The 14,432-nt window shown below is 63.7% G+C and carries 17 protein-coding genes; 11 read left to right on the forward strand and 6 right to left on the reverse strand.

From position 1 onward, the window contains the following. From DVDV_RS11055 to DVDV_RS11065, 3 genes are all read left to right on the forward strand, one after another. The coding region (locus DVDV_RS11055) for a spore photoproduct lyase family protein (protein WP_075354725.1) at window positions 1–987 on the forward strand (987 nt) is incomplete at its 5' end. A gap of 5 nt (window positions 988–992) precedes the next feature. After that, on the forward strand, window positions 993–1,478 hold the full coding sequence (locus DVDV_RS11060) for a hypothetical protein (RefSeq protein ID WP_075354726.1): 486 nt from the start codon (window positions 993–995) through the stop codon (window positions 1,476–1,478). Window positions 1,479–1,568: 90 nt separating this feature from the next. Further along, complete coding sequence (locus tag DVDV_RS11065; RefSeq protein ID WP_075354727.1) at window positions 1,569–2,039, forward strand: DUF3859 domain-containing protein; 471 nt, start codon at window positions 1,569–1,571, stop codon at window positions 2,037–2,039. A gap of 483 nt (window positions 2,040–2,522) precedes the next feature. Here the strand turns inward: DVDV_RS11065 and DVDV_RS11070 are convergent, their stop codons facing one another. From DVDV_RS11070 to DVDV_RS11090, 5 genes are all read right to left on the reverse strand, one after another. Continuing rightward, window positions 2,523–2,834 carry a helix-turn-helix transcriptional regulator gene (locus DVDV_RS11070; protein ID WP_254845349.1) on the reverse strand — a complete coding sequence of 104 codons (312 nt, stop codon included), beginning with the start codon at window positions 2,832–2,834 and terminating at the stop codon, window positions 2,523–2,525. 255 nt (window positions 2,835–3,089) lie between these two features. Then, the gene (locus tag DVDV_RS11075; RefSeq protein WP_075354728.1) at window positions 3,090–3,995 is read right to left on the reverse strand and encodes a hypothetical protein; all 906 of its coding nucleotides are present in this window, start codon (window positions 3,993–3,995) and stop codon (window positions 3,090–3,092) included. 15 nt (window positions 3,996–4,010) lie between these two features. Further along, complete coding sequence (locus DVDV_RS11080) at window positions 4,011–4,778, reverse strand: DUF4239 domain-containing protein (RefSeq protein WP_075354729.1); 768 nt, start codon at window positions 4,776–4,778, stop codon at window positions 4,011–4,013. Window positions 4,779–4,912: 134 nt separating this feature from the next. Further along, entirely contained in the window at window positions 4,913–5,776 is an 864-nt protein-coding gene (locus tag DVDV_RS11085) for a hypothetical protein (RefSeq protein ID WP_075354730.1), read from the reverse strand. A 41-nt stretch (window positions 5,777–5,817) separates the two neighbouring features. Continuing rightward, the gene (locus DVDV_RS11090) at window positions 5,818–6,717 is read right to left on the reverse strand and encodes a LysR family transcriptional regulator (RefSeq protein ID WP_075354731.1); all 900 of its coding nucleotides are present in this window, start codon (window positions 6,715–6,717) and stop codon (window positions 5,818–5,820) included. Between the two features lie 176 nt (window positions 6,718–6,893). Here DVDV_RS11090 and DVDV_RS11095 point away from each other — a divergent pair, with 176 nt between their 5' ends. Next, window positions 6,894–7,190, forward strand: coding sequence for a hypothetical protein (locus DVDV_RS11095; RefSeq protein ID WP_075354750.1), 297 nt, complete (start codon window positions 6,894–6,896; stop codon window positions 7,188–7,190). A 150-nt stretch (window positions 7,191–7,340) separates the two neighbouring features. Here the strand turns inward: DVDV_RS11095 and topA are convergent, their stop codons facing one another. After that, complete coding sequence (gene topA, locus DVDV_RS11100; RefSeq protein ID WP_075354732.1) at window positions 7,341–9,605, reverse strand: type I DNA topoisomerase; 2,265 nt, start codon at window positions 9,603–9,605, stop codon at window positions 7,341–7,343. Window positions 9,606–9,750: 145 nt separating this feature from the next. Between topA and era the strand changes: the two genes are divergently transcribed. From era to fliQ, 7 genes are all read left to right on the forward strand, one after another. Continuing rightward, complete coding sequence (gene era, locus DVDV_RS11105; RefSeq protein WP_075354733.1) at window positions 9,751–10,668, forward strand: GTPase Era; 918 nt, start codon at window positions 9,751–9,753, stop codon at window positions 10,666–10,668. A gap of 299 nt (window positions 10,669–10,967) precedes the next feature. Beyond that, window positions 10,968–11,654 (forward strand): YggS family pyridoxal phosphate-dependent enzyme, encoded by a 687-nt coding sequence (locus tag DVDV_RS11110; protein WP_075354734.1) that lies wholly within the window; start codon window positions 10,968–10,970, stop codon window positions 11,652–11,654. 14 nt (window positions 11,655–11,668) lie between these two features. Further along, window positions 11,669–12,256: a flagellar basal body-associated protein FliL gene (fliL, locus tag DVDV_RS11115; RefSeq protein ID WP_075354735.1), complete on the forward strand. Its 588-nt coding sequence runs from the start codon at window positions 11,669–11,671 to the stop codon at window positions 12,254–12,256. A gap of 29 nt (window positions 12,257–12,285) precedes the next feature. After that, a complete protein-coding gene (gene fliN / locus DVDV_RS11120) occupies window positions 12,286–12,852 on the forward strand; it encodes a flagellar motor switch protein FliN (protein WP_043633724.1) in 567 nt (188 codons plus the stop codon). Further along, window positions 12,845–13,213, forward strand: coding sequence for a flagellar biosynthetic protein FliO (gene fliO, locus DVDV_RS11125; protein ID WP_075354736.1), 369 nt, complete (start codon window positions 12,845–12,847; stop codon window positions 13,211–13,213). Before fliN ends, fliO begins: the two co-directional genes overlap by 8 nt. Next, complete coding sequence (fliP, locus tag DVDV_RS11130; protein ID WP_254845350.1) at window positions 13,203–13,967, forward strand: flagellar type III secretion system pore protein FliP; 765 nt, start codon at window positions 13,203–13,205, stop codon at window positions 13,965–13,967. Before fliO ends, fliP begins: the two co-directional genes overlap by 11 nt. Window positions 13,968–13,981: 14 nt before the next feature. Next, on the forward strand, window positions 13,982–14,254 hold the full coding sequence (gene fliQ / locus DVDV_RS11135; RefSeq protein ID WP_075354737.1) for a flagellar biosynthesis protein FliQ: 273 nt from the start codon (window positions 13,982–13,984) through the stop codon (window positions 14,252–14,254). Window positions 14,255–14,432 lie beyond the last annotated feature (178 nt).

Below are 14,432 nucleotides of genomic sequence, written 5' to 3' on the forward strand. Positions count from 1 at the left end.
GACGCTTCTGGCCCCGGGCGACGCCTGCCGGATGCCCCGGACGGCGGCCGGGTGCTCCACATAAAGGCCCACCGGGGCCGGTTTTTGCGCCCCTGCCCGGCCACGCGGCACTACCGCTGCTGCGGCTACCAGATCATCCACATCGGCGAGAACTGCCCCATGGACTGCTCCTATTGCATCCTGCGGGCCTATTTCCGCGACCGCACGCTGACCGCCTTTGCCAATACCGAGGCCATGTTCGTCGAGCTGGCCGAGACCTTTGGCCGCGATACCAGCCGCATCTTCCGGGTGGGCACCGGCCAGTTCGCCGATTCCCTGGCCCTGGAGCCGATCACCGGGCACACCCGGGAACTGCTCGGCTTTTTGGCCGGCTATGACAACGTCAGCCTGGAACTCAAATCCAAGACCGCCGATCTCACCTGGATGGCGGCCGGTCCCCGGCCCGACCGGGTGCTGCCGTCGTGGTCGCTCAATGCCCCGGCCATCGTGGCCGGGGAGGAGCGCGACACCGCCCCGCTCGAGGCCCGGCTGGCGGCAGCCCGGACCTGCGCCCGCGAAGGCTTCCGGGTGTGCCTGCATTTCGACCCCATCTGCCACTTCACCGGCTGGGAGCGGGAGTACGGCCACATCATCGACATGATTTTCGACTATCTTTCTCCGGCGCAAATCGCCTATATGAGTCTGGGTTCGTTTCGTTGCCTGCCGGAACTGCCCGGCCGGCTTCTAGCCGAGGGCCGGGAGCTGCCGGACTACATGCTCGGGGAGTTCGCCGTCGGGGCGGACGGCAAAAAACGGCTGCTGCGGCCGCTTCGGGTGCGACAATTCCGGTTCATGGCCAACCGACTGGCCGGCCATGGCTTTTCGCGGGGCCTGTATTTTTGTATGGAGTCTGACGAGGTGTGGCGGGCGGTTTTCGGCCGCACCCCCAGGGACCTGGGCGGACTGGCCGCCTATCTGCTGGACTGCGCCCGAAACCCCGGAGGTTAGCGGCCATGCTTGTGGACTACGCCGACATCCTGTCGCGCCTGGAAAAAGGCCTGGGACGCCACTTTGCCGAATCGCCCTCCATTGTAAACGTGCCGGGCGTATCGGTGGCGCTTAAAATCGATCCGTTTTACTATCTGGTCCTTCGGCCGGCCTTTTTCGAGCTGCTGGGCAAATGGGCGGCCGTGCCGCCGGCGCGGGTGGAGGAAACCCTGGCCCGCACCGGCAATCTGGTGCTCGGCCCGGGCCGCAAGGGCTATGACAAGCCGGTTTTGGTCTACGAGGAAGGGACGGGCACGGTGCTGAAACTGCCGGCCGAATTCGTGCCGGCGGAACTCATTGACCGGGCCGTCGTCCTGTACGGCAACGAGCCGGGGCCGCTGTCCGTCTCCGGGCTGCGGCTGGTCGCGAGCCAGCGCGACGCCCTGGCCGGACACTTCACCGGCGTGACCGAACTGGCCGCCCTGGCCTTTGGCACGCCGCAGCAAGGTTGATCGGTATCCGCCTTCCCTTGACATGGACGGCGGTAGGAGTCATGTGGGCAACATCGAGAACGTATGGCTGCTGGCCATGGAGGGATATTTGTGAAACGTCTGCTTGCGATACTGCCGGTACTGTGTCTGCTGCTTGCTTCCTGCTCCTCCACCATGAACTTCTTCGGTATTGGCGGCAGCGAGGCCAAGCCCCAGGAGCCGACCATCGTCATGGTGGATTTCGGCATCTATGAAAACGGGGCACTGACGCTTTCCACCACCAGCGTCCCGCGCAAGCTCGGCTCCACCTTCGGGATGCGTTTCCGCACGTTAAAGCCCGAAGGCGGCTCCTCCAAGGTCAAAATCATCACGGCCACCCCGGGCCTGATCGATCCGAGCAAGAACGCCGTGGTGTTTAGCACCGAGTCCGTGGAGACGATCGTTACGGGCAAGGAATACCACTGCACCTTCACCTTCCAAAAAGAATGGGAGATGGCCTCGGGCGACTGGACGCTGACGGCCATTGCCGAAGACGGCACGCAGGTCAAAAAGACCTTCCAGGTCTTCAACCCGCAGCCGTAACCCCCGTCCCGGAACCTCAAACGGCCGCGACCGGCAGGCGAAAACGCCCCGGTCGCGGCCGTTTTGCGTGGAGCGGCCGGTTGTCCCGCCGGCGGGCCGGCGCAGTTGTCGGCCAGAGGTGCGGCCGGCCGGGCCGGCGACCTGGAAAACCGGCAGCCGCTTCCTTTTCCTTCCCGGCCCTGTGCGTTTGTGCCTAAGCCAATTGACCGCTTGTTTTTATTGATAAAACTACGAACACACAACGAACCGCTTCGCCTTGGGCCCATGGAATCGCACAGGGAATCGCCCTCCGGGCCGCCGGGACAACGGCGGTTCCCGGCCAGCGCACACGACGGCGGGGCACGGTCCCCGGCCGACCGGCTTGCCAGCCAGGGCCAGCAACCCCAATATAAACTTCCCCCGTTGCCGGGGTCCGGGGGGATCATCCCCCCGGTGGGGTCCGGGGCAAAGCCCCGGCCGCCGGAGCATTCTTCCCGCATCATTTCAATATATTACTTCTTCGCCTTGGTCTTTGCCGCCTGCAACAATTCCCACTTGATGCCGAGTACGGCAGCGACTTTTTTTCAGCGTGGCCGCGCGGGGCCGGGCGTTGCGGGCTTCGAGCTGGGTCACGGCGGCGGCGACCACGGACAAGCGCCGGCCGAGTTCCTCCCGGGTCACGCCCAGGTGTTCGCGCCAGGCCCGGATGGGCGAATGGCCTTCCCGCAGCAGCCAGGCCACTTCGCTTGGCAGGCCGGGTGTTTCCTGGTCGTCCGGCGCACCGGCTGCCGTTTTCTCAGTCTCGTCTGTCGTCATATCCGCTCCTTGGCTTGCGCCACTTTTGCTCATCGACCAGACAACGCGCCCGGTCAAATCAAACCAACCCCAGGTGGGATTCCAAAGGGTATCATTCCCTTTGGCCGCCGAGGCATTCTTCCCGTCTTTTCTGGCACCACTTTCGCGCATCGACCGGACAACGCGCCCGGTCAAATCAAGCCCCCCAAGTGGGATTCCAAAGGGCTCAGCCCTTTGGCCGCCGGAGGCATTCTTCCTGCCTTCCTGCCTTTCTTTCTACAATGTCACGCCGAAATCGTTTGCCAGCCGTGCGGCGGCTTCTTCCTCGCGCCGCCGGTACAGGGCGGGATCGCTCATGGCGGCGTGGCCGCCGATGTGGCGCATGGCGTCGTAGAGGTGAAAATGTCCGGCGGTGAAACCCAGGCGGTGGACGTCGTGGAACCACTCCGCCGCGGTGTCGAGGCCGTAGTCGCCGCAGTCGGTGATGGCTCCGAAGGGCACGGCCGGGCCGAAGGGGGCGGTCACCGGCCGGGCTTTGGCCAGATTGACCAGGCAGCACCATTCATTGACCCGGCATGGCGGCAGCGGCCAGGGTTCCTGGCGGTACTTTTCATTGAAATCGGTCAGGTGGAACGGGGCGCAGTACTGGCTGCCGGCAGCGGCGTGGGCGGCGTAGAGGGCGTAAAGCTCCGCATGGCTTGGCCGGTAGTCGAGATGGCGGGTGCTGTCGCAGACCCCGGCGTGGAAGGCCGGGCAGCCCTGGCAGGCCCCGAGGTGGCCGATGGCGATGCGGTCGCCCAGGGCCTGAATCATGGGACCGACGACGTCGCCGAAAAATTCGCAGTCGTTGTGCAGGACCAGGACCAGCCGCTTGTCGCTTCGTTCCCAGCCATACTGGTAGCGAACCGACAAACGGATGTCGTCTTCGACATAGCGGGCCCGGTCCACGGTGCGTATCCAATGGCAGTAGGCCGGCTTGTGGACCACCAGCCGCGCGCCGAGGCGCTCTTTGAGAAACTCGTACTTGCGCGCCTCGCCCGGCGGGGTGGCCGACTCCTCGTTGAAATAGATGGTCCCCAGGTACCGGCCGCTGTGGCGCAGCAGAGTGAGCAGGGTCAGGGTGGTCTGGCAGGGTTTGCCCAGGGCGTTTATGAGGACATCGACTTTTTCCGGTTTTTCCATGGCCGCTCCCACCCCTCACAATCCGCCCAAGGCCCGCATGGCCTCGGCGGCCTGGCTGAACTTGCCCGGGTCCAGGCAGATAACCCCGGAAAACGGGGTGTCCAATTCGTAGAGCAAGAAGATGTTGCCGATGACCATGGCCAGGAGCATGACCATGAAATAGCGGTCTGCCGGCCGGTGTCCGGTCTCGATGAAGTAGAAACAACCGATGGTGAAGGCCACCCCCATGTAAATGATGATCCAGATGGGCGTATAGAGGCTGCCGTCAATGAGCAGCAGGCGCTCGTGGCGCAGCTTGTTGAGGTCGATCATGCGGGACAACATCAGGGCGTAGATGGCGTGGCCGTGGCTGTCGGCCGGGGGATCGACAAGGCGCATCTGGTTCCAGACAGCGTCGTAGAGCGCCCCTGCGCCGTCGGTCGGTTCGCCGTCGCGCATCATGGCCCAACCCGGATCGCGCACCGCCTCGACATAGCGCAGCAGCGACTGGCGCAGGGCCTGGGTGCCCGGCAGGGCCTGGGACAGGCGGTACTCCACCACGAGCAGGTCGGTTTCGTTGGTAATGGCCGAATCCGCCCCGTTGTAGGTCTGCCACAGGGACACCACGGCAAAGCCCAGGAAAAAGGTGTACAGGGTGGTAAAAAAACCGAAATTGGTGCCGAACAGATTGCGCTGTTCCAGGCTGAGCGAACAGGCCGCCCGCCGCCGGATGAAGCCAAGCAGCAAAAAGGCGGCCGCCACCGCAATGATGACGATGCCCAGATAGCGCAGATCGCTGTACATACCCGCTCCCCTGAATCCGACCGATTGCGACGCCTGGCCCTGTGTTGCCGCCTTTGGCCCCGTGCGTCAACGGCGCAAAAAAGGCCGCCCGCCAACAGCGGGCGGCCCAAAGAGCCGCAATGCGCCCGGTCCGCCTACTCCGGGCGCGCCCAGGTGGCGGCCACGAAGGGGGTGAAGCTGTCGTCGGCCTGACGGTACAGGTCAAGGGCGTCCCCTTCGGGACCGGACCAGCGCACCGCCAGTTCCACCCCGCCGGGACCGCGAAAGGCAAACAACGGCCGGTAGGCTTCCAGGGAAAATTCGCCGCCGTCGTCCAGCCGCCAGGTGCCGCCCGGATCGGCGCTGCCCGGATATTCGAGATAGGCAGCCTTTCCTCCGGGGCCGTTGTAGGCCAGGACCACCAGCTCGTCGCGGCCGTGCGTGACAAACCGGGCCAGGGACAGCCGGCCGCCGTCGGACAGGCCCGCCACCTCGCGGCACCAGACGATCTCCCGCCCGATGCGCTGCAACAGGCCCTGGCGGGCCTCGTCGCCGCAGGCCTGCTCGCCGGTGGCCGGGGTCACGGCCAGCACTTCCCGTTCGGCCAGAAAGGCCTCGGTGGCCACCAGCACGTCGCTGCCCGGCTCCACGCCCTGGCTGGCGGCAAAGACCGCCCCGGGCATGTCGGTGAACCGGTTGGGCAGCTGGCCGGCTTCGGCCTCGGCCCCGTGCTGCGCCCCGGCATAGGTCAGATCGACCACCCGGCCCGGCTCGGCCACGGCCTTGCGAAAATTCTTCATGCCCCGGGCCAGGGCCGTTTCCACCGGCACCAGCACCTGTCGGCCCGGCAGATCGGCATAGCCAAAGGCGCTGCCGGACAGCACCTGGTTGGCCTGCGGATCGTCGGCATGGTAATTGGCCTGGGCCATGGCGATCATTGAAAGGGTCAGAACCAGAACCGCAATGCCGCACGCAGCCCGCCAGGAAAGTCCCTGGCCGGACGTTGCCGCCTCACTCATGTCGTATTTCTCCTGCGCAGTGCAAATCCATCAGTCTTGCGTCAGCGATGCCGGTTCGGGAGTCCCCAGACTTCGGCCACAGCCGCCGACACAGCCTCAATAAGCCGATCCACCGCCCTCTCCCGGCGATAGACCAGCGACAATCCAAGAGTCATTCCCTGGCCGCACCACAGGCAGACCTCTCCGGCCGCCTGGGCGTCCAGGGCGTCGTCCCGGCGCAGCAGGGTGAGTCCCACACCGGCTGCCACCAGGGTGCGCAGGGTGGCGTCGTTGTCGCCCACCATGACCTTATTGAGCGGCAGGCCGCGGCAGGTAAACGACGCCTCAAGCAGATACTGGAACGGGCAGCGCTCGGAAAACCAGACCCACGGCAGCCCGGCCAGCTCGGCCCAGTCGGCCCGGCACACCCGCTCGGCCCAGGAGGTCGGCCCGACCACGGCCATGGGCACGTCTTCCAGGGGCACGGCCGCCACTTCATGGCCCGGCTCGATGATGTTGTCGTAGACAAACCCGATATCGAGCTTGCCCAGGCGCACATTGTCGAGGATGCGCGGCGAACTGGAATTGACCAGATGCAGCTCCACCCCGGGATGCCTCCGGGTCATGACCGAAAGCAATTCCGGCACGCGCATCCGGGCGGCCTCGTTATTGAGCCCGATGCGGGCCACGCCGGTCACGTCCTGGCGCAATGCCCCGGCCCGCAGCCGCACGGCCTCGACGCTCGACAAAGCCGCCTTGGCCTCGCCAAGCAGCGCCCGGCCCTCGGCGGTCAGCCGCATGCCTTTGGGCGTGCGCGAAAAAAGGGCCACCCCAAGCTCGTCTTCCAGGCTGCGGATATGGGCGCTCACCGCCGGCAGACTGGCGCTTAACCGCTCAGCCGCCCGGGTGAGGTGCTCCTCCTCGGCCACAGCCACAAACGTGCGCAGGTGATAATATTCCACAACGCCCCTCCGGCGTCGCCAGTCTCTTCAGCCAGGCTGAAGGGCCGCTTCAGACATTGCGATTGGATGGCAAAGCCCGCAACGCGCTACAACCCGCCCATAGCTCCACTGGCCGTATGGCACAGGGCCGACCTGTCGTAAAGGCCGGGCCGGAGTATGAAATGGAGGGAAAAACCATGCCTGATGTCAAGAAAATCGTTGCGGCCGGTGCGTTCGCCCTGGGCCTTCTCGCGATCTTCTTCCTGCAAATGCCGGCAGCCGGTCCGGCCTCGCCGCCTCCCCGGGGCGCGATGATCCCGGCCCGGGCCGATCTGGCCGAGGCGGTTTTTGCCATGGTGCTGGAAAACGCCACAAGCCAGGGGGTGGTCCTGTCCCAGCCGGTGACGCTGTGCGAGGCCTGCGTGGCCGCCCACGTCGGCCTTCCCGGCGAGCGCGTGCGGGAACGCTGTGAGCGGGCCTGCGGGCTCAGATGAGGACAATATAAAGGCGGCCCCGATGCCCTACGACATCGAAACCGCCTTCACTGCTGCCCCCCAGGAGGGGATTCCAAAGGGACTCAGTCCCTTTGGCCGCCGGAGGCATCTTCTCTTTTCTTTTATCCTCTTCGCTCCAACCTTCCCGTCCTATTCCTCGCCTTCGCCCTCGTCCTTTTTGCCGACGCTGCGCTTGTAGCGGCAGGTCTTGGTGGGGCAGCTGATCAGTTCGCCGTCGCGGGTCTTTTTGCGCACCAGAATCTTGGAATCGCACTGGGGGCACGGCTCGTTTATGGGCCAGTCCCAGACCGCGAAGTCGCACTGGGGATAGGCGTCGCAGGCGTAAAACACCTTGCCGCGCTTGGAACTCTTTTCAACCAGCGTGCCGCTGCACCCTTCCCGGGGGCAGGCCACGCCGGTGGACAGGGGCTTGGTGTATTTGCAGTCCGGCCAGCCGGTGCAGGCAATGAACCGGCTGCCGGTGCGGGACTTTTTGACCACCAGATCCTTGCCGCAGGTGGGGCAGGGTCCGACCGAGGCCACTTCCTCGGCCTTGCGCTCCCGGGGCATGACCGCGCCGTCGGCGGCCCGGTCGAATTCCTTGGTGTTCTTGCAGTCCGGGTAGCCGGAGCAGCCCAGGAACTCGCCGGCCTTGCCAAAGCGGATGACCATGGGCTTGCCGCACAGTTCGCAGACGACGTCGGTTTCCTTGCCGGCCTTGACCTTGGCCATGTCTTTGCCGGCCTTGATCAGGGTGGGGTAGAAATCCTCGGTAAAGTCTTTAAGCAGCGTGACCCAGTCGGCCCGCCCTTCGGCCACGGCGTCCAGCGACGCTTCCATGCCGGCGGTGAAGCCCACGTCCATGATCTTGACGAAATGCTCGGCGAGCAGATCGGACACGGTCTCGCCAAGCTCGGAGGGCACGAAGTGCTTTTCCTCCAGCCGGGCATAGTCGCGGTCGATGAGGGTCGAGATGATGGCGGCATAGGTCGAGGGCCGGCCGATGCCTTTTTCTTCCAGTTCGCGCACCAGCGAGGCTTCGGAGTAGCGCGGCGGCGGCTGGGTGAATTTCTGTTCTTTTTTCAGCTCAAGGAGTGTGAGTTCCTGGTCCTTGACCAGCTTGGGCAGGGATTTGGCCTCGTCGCCGGCTTCCTGGCCGTAAACCTTCAGATAGCCGGGAAAGATGAGGCGCTGGCCCTTGGCCTTGAAAATCCCGGGGCCGGCGGCGACGTCCACGGCCGTGTCCCAGAACCGGGCCTCGCTCATCTGGGAAGCCACGAAGCGTTCCCAAATGAGCTTGTAGAGCGTGAAAAGATCCTTGGGCAACAGCAGCTTGACGTCAGCCGGGGTCAGGGCGACATCAATGGGCCGGATGGCTTCGTGGGCGTCCTGGGCCCCGGCCTTGGACTTGAAGTGCCGCGCCTTCTCCGGGTAGTAGTCCGGGCCAAGGGTCTCGGTGATAAATTCCCTGGCCGCGTCCCGGGCCTCGTCCGCGATGCGGGTCGAGTCGGTACGCATGTAGGTGATAAGGGCCACAGTGCCCTTCTCGCCCAGTTCAAGGCCCTCGTAGAGCTTCTGGGCCGCGCCCATGGTGCGCTTGGCGGAATAGCCCAGGCGCTGGTTGGCGGCCTGCTGCAGGGTCGAGGTGATAAAGGGCGGCGGCGGCGACTTCTTGCGTTCCTTCTCCGTCACGGACGCAACGACAAACGGCTGGCCGGCGATGGCCGCCTCGGCCTCGGCCGCGGCCTCGGCGCTGCCGATCTCGACTTTCTTGCCCTTGTACTTGGCCAGCTCGGCCTCAAATTCCGGCGGCGCGTCTCCGGCCAGCCTGGCCTTGAAATTCCAGTATTCCACCGGCACAAAGGCCCGGCGCTCTTTTTCGCGGTCAACCACCAGCCGCAGGGCAACGGATTGGACGCGGCCGGCCGAAATGCCGCTTTTCACCTTCTGCCACAGGATGGGCGACACCTTGTAGCCGACCAGCCGGTCGAGGATGCGCCGCGCCTGCTGCGATAAAAAAAGCTTTTCGTTGATTTCGCGCGGATGGGAAATGGCTTCACGAACGGCCTTGGCCGTAATTTCGTTAAACTGGATGCGGCAAATGGGGACGCCGGCATCCTTTAATATCTCGGCCACGTGCCAGGCAATGGCTTCCCCTTCGCGGTCGGGGTCGGGCGCGAGATAGATCTTGGAGGCTGAAGCGGCTGCTTCCTTGAGCCTGGAAACAACCTTCTGCTTGCCCGGAATGATTTGATATTGCGGCGCGAAATCGTCTTTTTCATCTACCCCGAGTTTTTTGGAGGGCAGATCACGCACGTGACCAACCGAAGCTTCCACGGCATAGGCATTGCCGAGGAACTTCTTGATGGTCTTTACCTTGGCCGGCGACTCGACGATAATAAGGTCCTTTCCCATGGCAGGCGTGCTATAGCCAGCCCCGGGGTACAAGGCAAGGGTTGCCGTTTGCCCCGCACCGGGATACTCCCCTACGAGGCTTTCCCATATGACTTTTTAATAATGATGAAATGCGGCACCCACCCCCGCCGCCTCGGAGCAATCTTTGGAAAACGTGCAGCGCTTCGGTCATGTGGTCATGCTCGGCCCCACCAATGCCGGCAAATCCACCCTGCTTAACCGCCTTATCGGCCAGAAAATTTCCATCGTCTCGCCCAAGCCGCAGACCACCCGCAACTCCATTAGCGGCATCATCACCCAGGGCGACATCCAGGCCGTGTTCCTCGATACCCCGGGCCTGCACCGCCAAAAACGCGGCATCGCCCCGCTGCTCATGCGCTCGGCCTATGCCGCCCTGGCCCAGGCCGACGTGGTCATGCTCATGCTCGACGCCGCCCAGTACGCCCGGCGCCTCGACGGGCTGGCCCCGGATCTCAAACCAGTCGTCAAAGCCGTGGGCGACGGCCGGCTGCCGGTGCTGGTGGCCCTTAATAAAGTCGACGTGGTGCGCGATAAGGTCAAGCTGCTGCCGGTGCTCGAAGCCATTGCCGAAGCCCTGCCCGCAGCCGAACTCTTTCCCATAAGCGCACTCACCGGCGTTGGCGTGGACGAGCTCTTAAAGGCGCTCCTGTCCCACCTGCCCCAGGCGCAGCACCAGTACGACGCCGACGAAGTGTCCACCGCGCCCGTGCGCTTTTTGGCCGCCGAAGTCGTGCGCGAAAAGCTCTTCCTGGCCCTGGGCGACGAACTGCCCTATTCCATGGCCGTGACCATCGAGGACTGGGACGAGAAGTCCAAGCCCGGACTGGCCAAAATCCGCGCCGCCATCCACGTGGCCCGGGAAAGCCACAAGCCCATGGTCATCGGCAAAGGCGGCGAACGCTTAAAAGACGTGGGCCAGAAAGCCCGGGCCGATATCGAAGAGATGCTCGGAACCCAGGTCTTTTTGGAGTTGTGGGTCAAGGTGCGCCGCGACTGGACCGACGACCCGGCCTTTTTGCGCGATCTCGGCCTTGGCCAGTAAGAGGCAGGAAGACGGAAGGCAGGAAGCAGGAAGCAGGGAGCAGGAAGCAGGAAGCAGGAAGCAGGAAGCAGGAAGAGTGCCTCCGGCGGCCAAAGGGCTGAGCCCTTTGGAATCCCACCTGGGGTTGGTTTGATTTGACCGCGTGCGTTGTTCGGTCGATGCGCGAGGGTGGAGTTAAGATTAAATCTCCGGCGGACAAAGGGAATGATACTCTTTGGAATCCCACCTGGGGTCGATTTATTTTGTAATTATGCGCGTGGTACGACAGAGACGTGGCTGCTTGCGGGGGTGATGGATTCGTGGATGAGAGAGCTTTCGAGCGACTGGCCTGGGTGAAAAAACGCATCGACGGGGCCTGCCGGGCCTGCGGCCGGGACCCGGCCGACGTGACCCTGGTTGCCGTATCGAAAAAACAATCCCTGGCCGCCGTGGCCGAACTGGCCGGCTGCGGCCAGACGATTTTCGGAGAGTCCTACATCCAGGAAGCCATGGCCAAGATCGAGGCCGGGCCGCCGGAACTGTCCTGGCATTTCATCGGCCACCTGCAACGCAACAAGGCCAAACTGGCCGTGGGCCGGTTTTCGCTCATCCACACCGTGGACAATCTGGAATTGGCGCGTATATTGCAAAAAAAGGCCGAGGCCCTGGGCATCATCCAGCCGGTCTGCATCCAGGTCAACGTGGCCGGCGAGACCCAAAAATCCGGCATCGATCCGGACGGACTGCCCGAACTGGCCGAGACCGTGGCCCTGGCCCCGAATCTGGCCCTTGAGGGCCTGATGGTCATTCCGCCCGTCTTTGACGATCCGGTGCGGGCCAGACCGGCCTTTGCCCGGTTGCGGCAACTGGGCGAGGCCCTGCGCACGCGGCTGTCCCTGCCGCTGCCCGTCTTGTCCATGGGCATGAGCGGCGACCTGGAAGCGGCTGTCATGGAAGGCGCCACCCACGTGCGTGTGGGCACCGACCTGTTTGGCCCAAGACATTGACCCCTGGAGGCACCATGGCAGACGCCGCACCCGAAGCGCCCGAAGGCAAAAAGAAAAAATCCGGCCTTATCAAATACATCATCCTGGTGGTGTTGCTCCTGGTCCTGGGCGGCGGCGGCTACTTCGCCTACCTGACCTTTTTTGCGGCCAAACCGGCGGCAACAGCCCCGGCCGAAGGTGCAGCCCCGGCCGAAGGCGCGCCCAAGGCCGAGGAAAAGCACGAAGCCAAGCCTGAAGAGAAAAAGGCCGAAGGCGGCCATGGCGAAGCCAAGGGCGGACACGGCGGCGGCGGCAAGGACAAGGCCCCGTCAAACAACGTGGCCCTGCCCCCGTTTGTGGTCAATCTGGCCGATCCCAATGCCCGGCGCTATCTCAAGGTGGTGCTCGAAGTCGAGATGACGGGCAACCCGGAGCTGCTGGAAGGCAATCAGGCCAAAATCAGAGACGCCCTGCTCATGTTGCTGTCGTCCAAGACCTCCCAGGAACTCAGTACCCTTGAAGGTAAGATCCTGTTGCGCAAGGAGATCGTGGACCGTCTCAACCAGGCCATCGGCCAGCCCAAAGTGTCCCGGGTCTATTTCACGGATTTCGTCATCCAATAAGTTCGCAGCGCCCCGCGCGAGGTAGCCTCATGACTCCCGACGACATCGATCAGGACAAACTTGCCGCGGAATGGGCCGCCGCCCTGGATGACCAGGACGACAAGCCGGCCTCGCAAAACGACATCGACGCCCTCTTCGACCAGCCTTCCGGCGGCGGTGGAGGTGGCGGCGGCGGTGACGATGCCCTGGCGGCGGAATGGGCCTCTGCCCTGGCCGACGAGGAAGAAACCTCGATTAAGAGCGAGCGCAATCAGGAAGCCCTGTCGCGTCAAAGCGCCAAGGCCAAGTTCAAGGATTTGACGCAGGAAGCCAAGGCCCAACGGCCCGAGGCCATCCGCCGCGACCTCGACTTCATCCTGGACATCCCGCTCGACGTGTCGGCTGAACTGGGGCGCACCAAGCTTTTGATCAACGAACTGCTCCAGCTCGGCCAGGGTTCGGTCATCGAACTGAACAAACTGGCCGGCGAACCGCTGGAAATCTACGTCAACGGCAAGCTCGTGGCCCGGGGCGAGGCCGTGGTCATCAACGAAAAGTTCGGCGTGCGCCTAACCGACATCATAAGCCCCATCGAACGGGTGAAACAGCTTGCCTGACGCCACTGCCGGGGCGTTTACCGCCACCGAATACGGCCTGACCGGCATCGCCCTCAAGATGGGCCTGACGCTGCTGATCATTTTGGCCTTTATTTACGGTGCCTTTTGGCTGCTCAAACGCTATGGGCAAAAATTCGGCATTGGTCCGAAAGGCCGGGGCGGCGCGCTGCGGCTGGTGGACCACCTGCCGGTCGGACCACGGAAAAGCGTGGTGGTGGTCCGCTTCTTGAACAAGAATCTGGTGCTCGGCATCACCGAACAATCCATTACGTTTCTGACCGAGACCGAGGCCGACAATGCTGCCGCAACCGATTTTGCCAACACCCTGGCCGATAAAACCCGGAACGGGGATGCGACTTAGCCGCGCCGGCGTTCTCTGCGGGCTGGCCGGGTTGGCGCTTCTCGTCGTGCCGGTCCTGGCCCTGGCCCAGGACATCCCGCCGTCCCTGACCCTGTCGCTGGCCGCCGGCCAGAACCAGCCCGAACGTGTCTCCACGCTGCTTGAAATCCTTTTTGCCCTGACCGTCCTGTCGCTGGCCCCGTCCTTTATCCTGACGGTGACCTCGTTTACCCGGATCATCGTGGTGTTTTCGTTTCTGCGCCAGGCCATGGGCGTGCAGCAGGTGCCGCCGACCCAGATTCTGGCCAGCCTGGCCCTCTTCCTGACGGCGGTCATCATGTACCCGACCGGCAAGCAGATCAACGACAATGCCCTGCAACCGTACCTGGAAGAGCGGATCGGCTTCACCGAGGCCCTGAAAAAGGCCGAAATTCCCATGCGGGAATTTCTGTTCAAGCACACCCGGGAAAAAGACCTGTCCGTCTTTTACACCATCACCAAGATGGAGCGGCCCAAGGACAAGGCCGAGGTCCCCACCACCATGCTGGCGGCCGGCTTCATGATCAGCGAGCTCAAGACCGCCTTTACCATCGGCTTTCTCATCTACATCCCGTTTCTCATCCTCGACATGGTCATTTCCAGCATCCTTTTGGCCATGGGCATGATGATGCTGCCGCCGGCCACCATTGCCATGCCGTTTAAGCTGTTGTTGTTCGTTCTCGTAGATGGTTGGGGGCTTTTGGTGGCCTCCCTGGTCAACTCATTTGCAACCTGAGGAGGGGCAAGCCCATGACGACTGACATGGTGGTGGCGCTGTCGCGACAGGCCATCGAACTGGCGCTGTTCCTGGCTATGCCCATGCTCGGGGTGAGCCTTGTGGTGGGTGTGTTCGTGTCGGTGCTGCAGGCGGCGACCCAGATTCAGGAAATGACCCTGACCTTTGTGCCGAAGATCCTGTCCATGTTCATTGCCCTGCTGCTGGCCTTCCCCTGGATGATGGACAAGATGCTGAGCTTCACCCGGGAGCTTTTCATGAACATCCCGATGTACCTGCGCGGATAATTTTCTCCTCCGCCACAGCCTTCACTCCGTCCCCTTTCCCCTTTGGGGGGTCCGGGGGCCCGAGGCCCCCGGACGCCGAAGCAACGGTCCCCCCGCAAGTTTTCCTGCGCAACTGCCACTCACCGGCTCGGCAAAACCCATGGCCAAAGAGGTGGGTTTCCAAAGGGCACTGCCCTTT

It is taken from the genome of Desulfovibrio sp. DV (assembly GCF_001936595.1).
Classification (GTDB): Bacteria; Desulfobacterota; Desulfovibrionia; order Desulfovibrionales; family Desulfovibrionaceae; genus Solidesulfovibrio.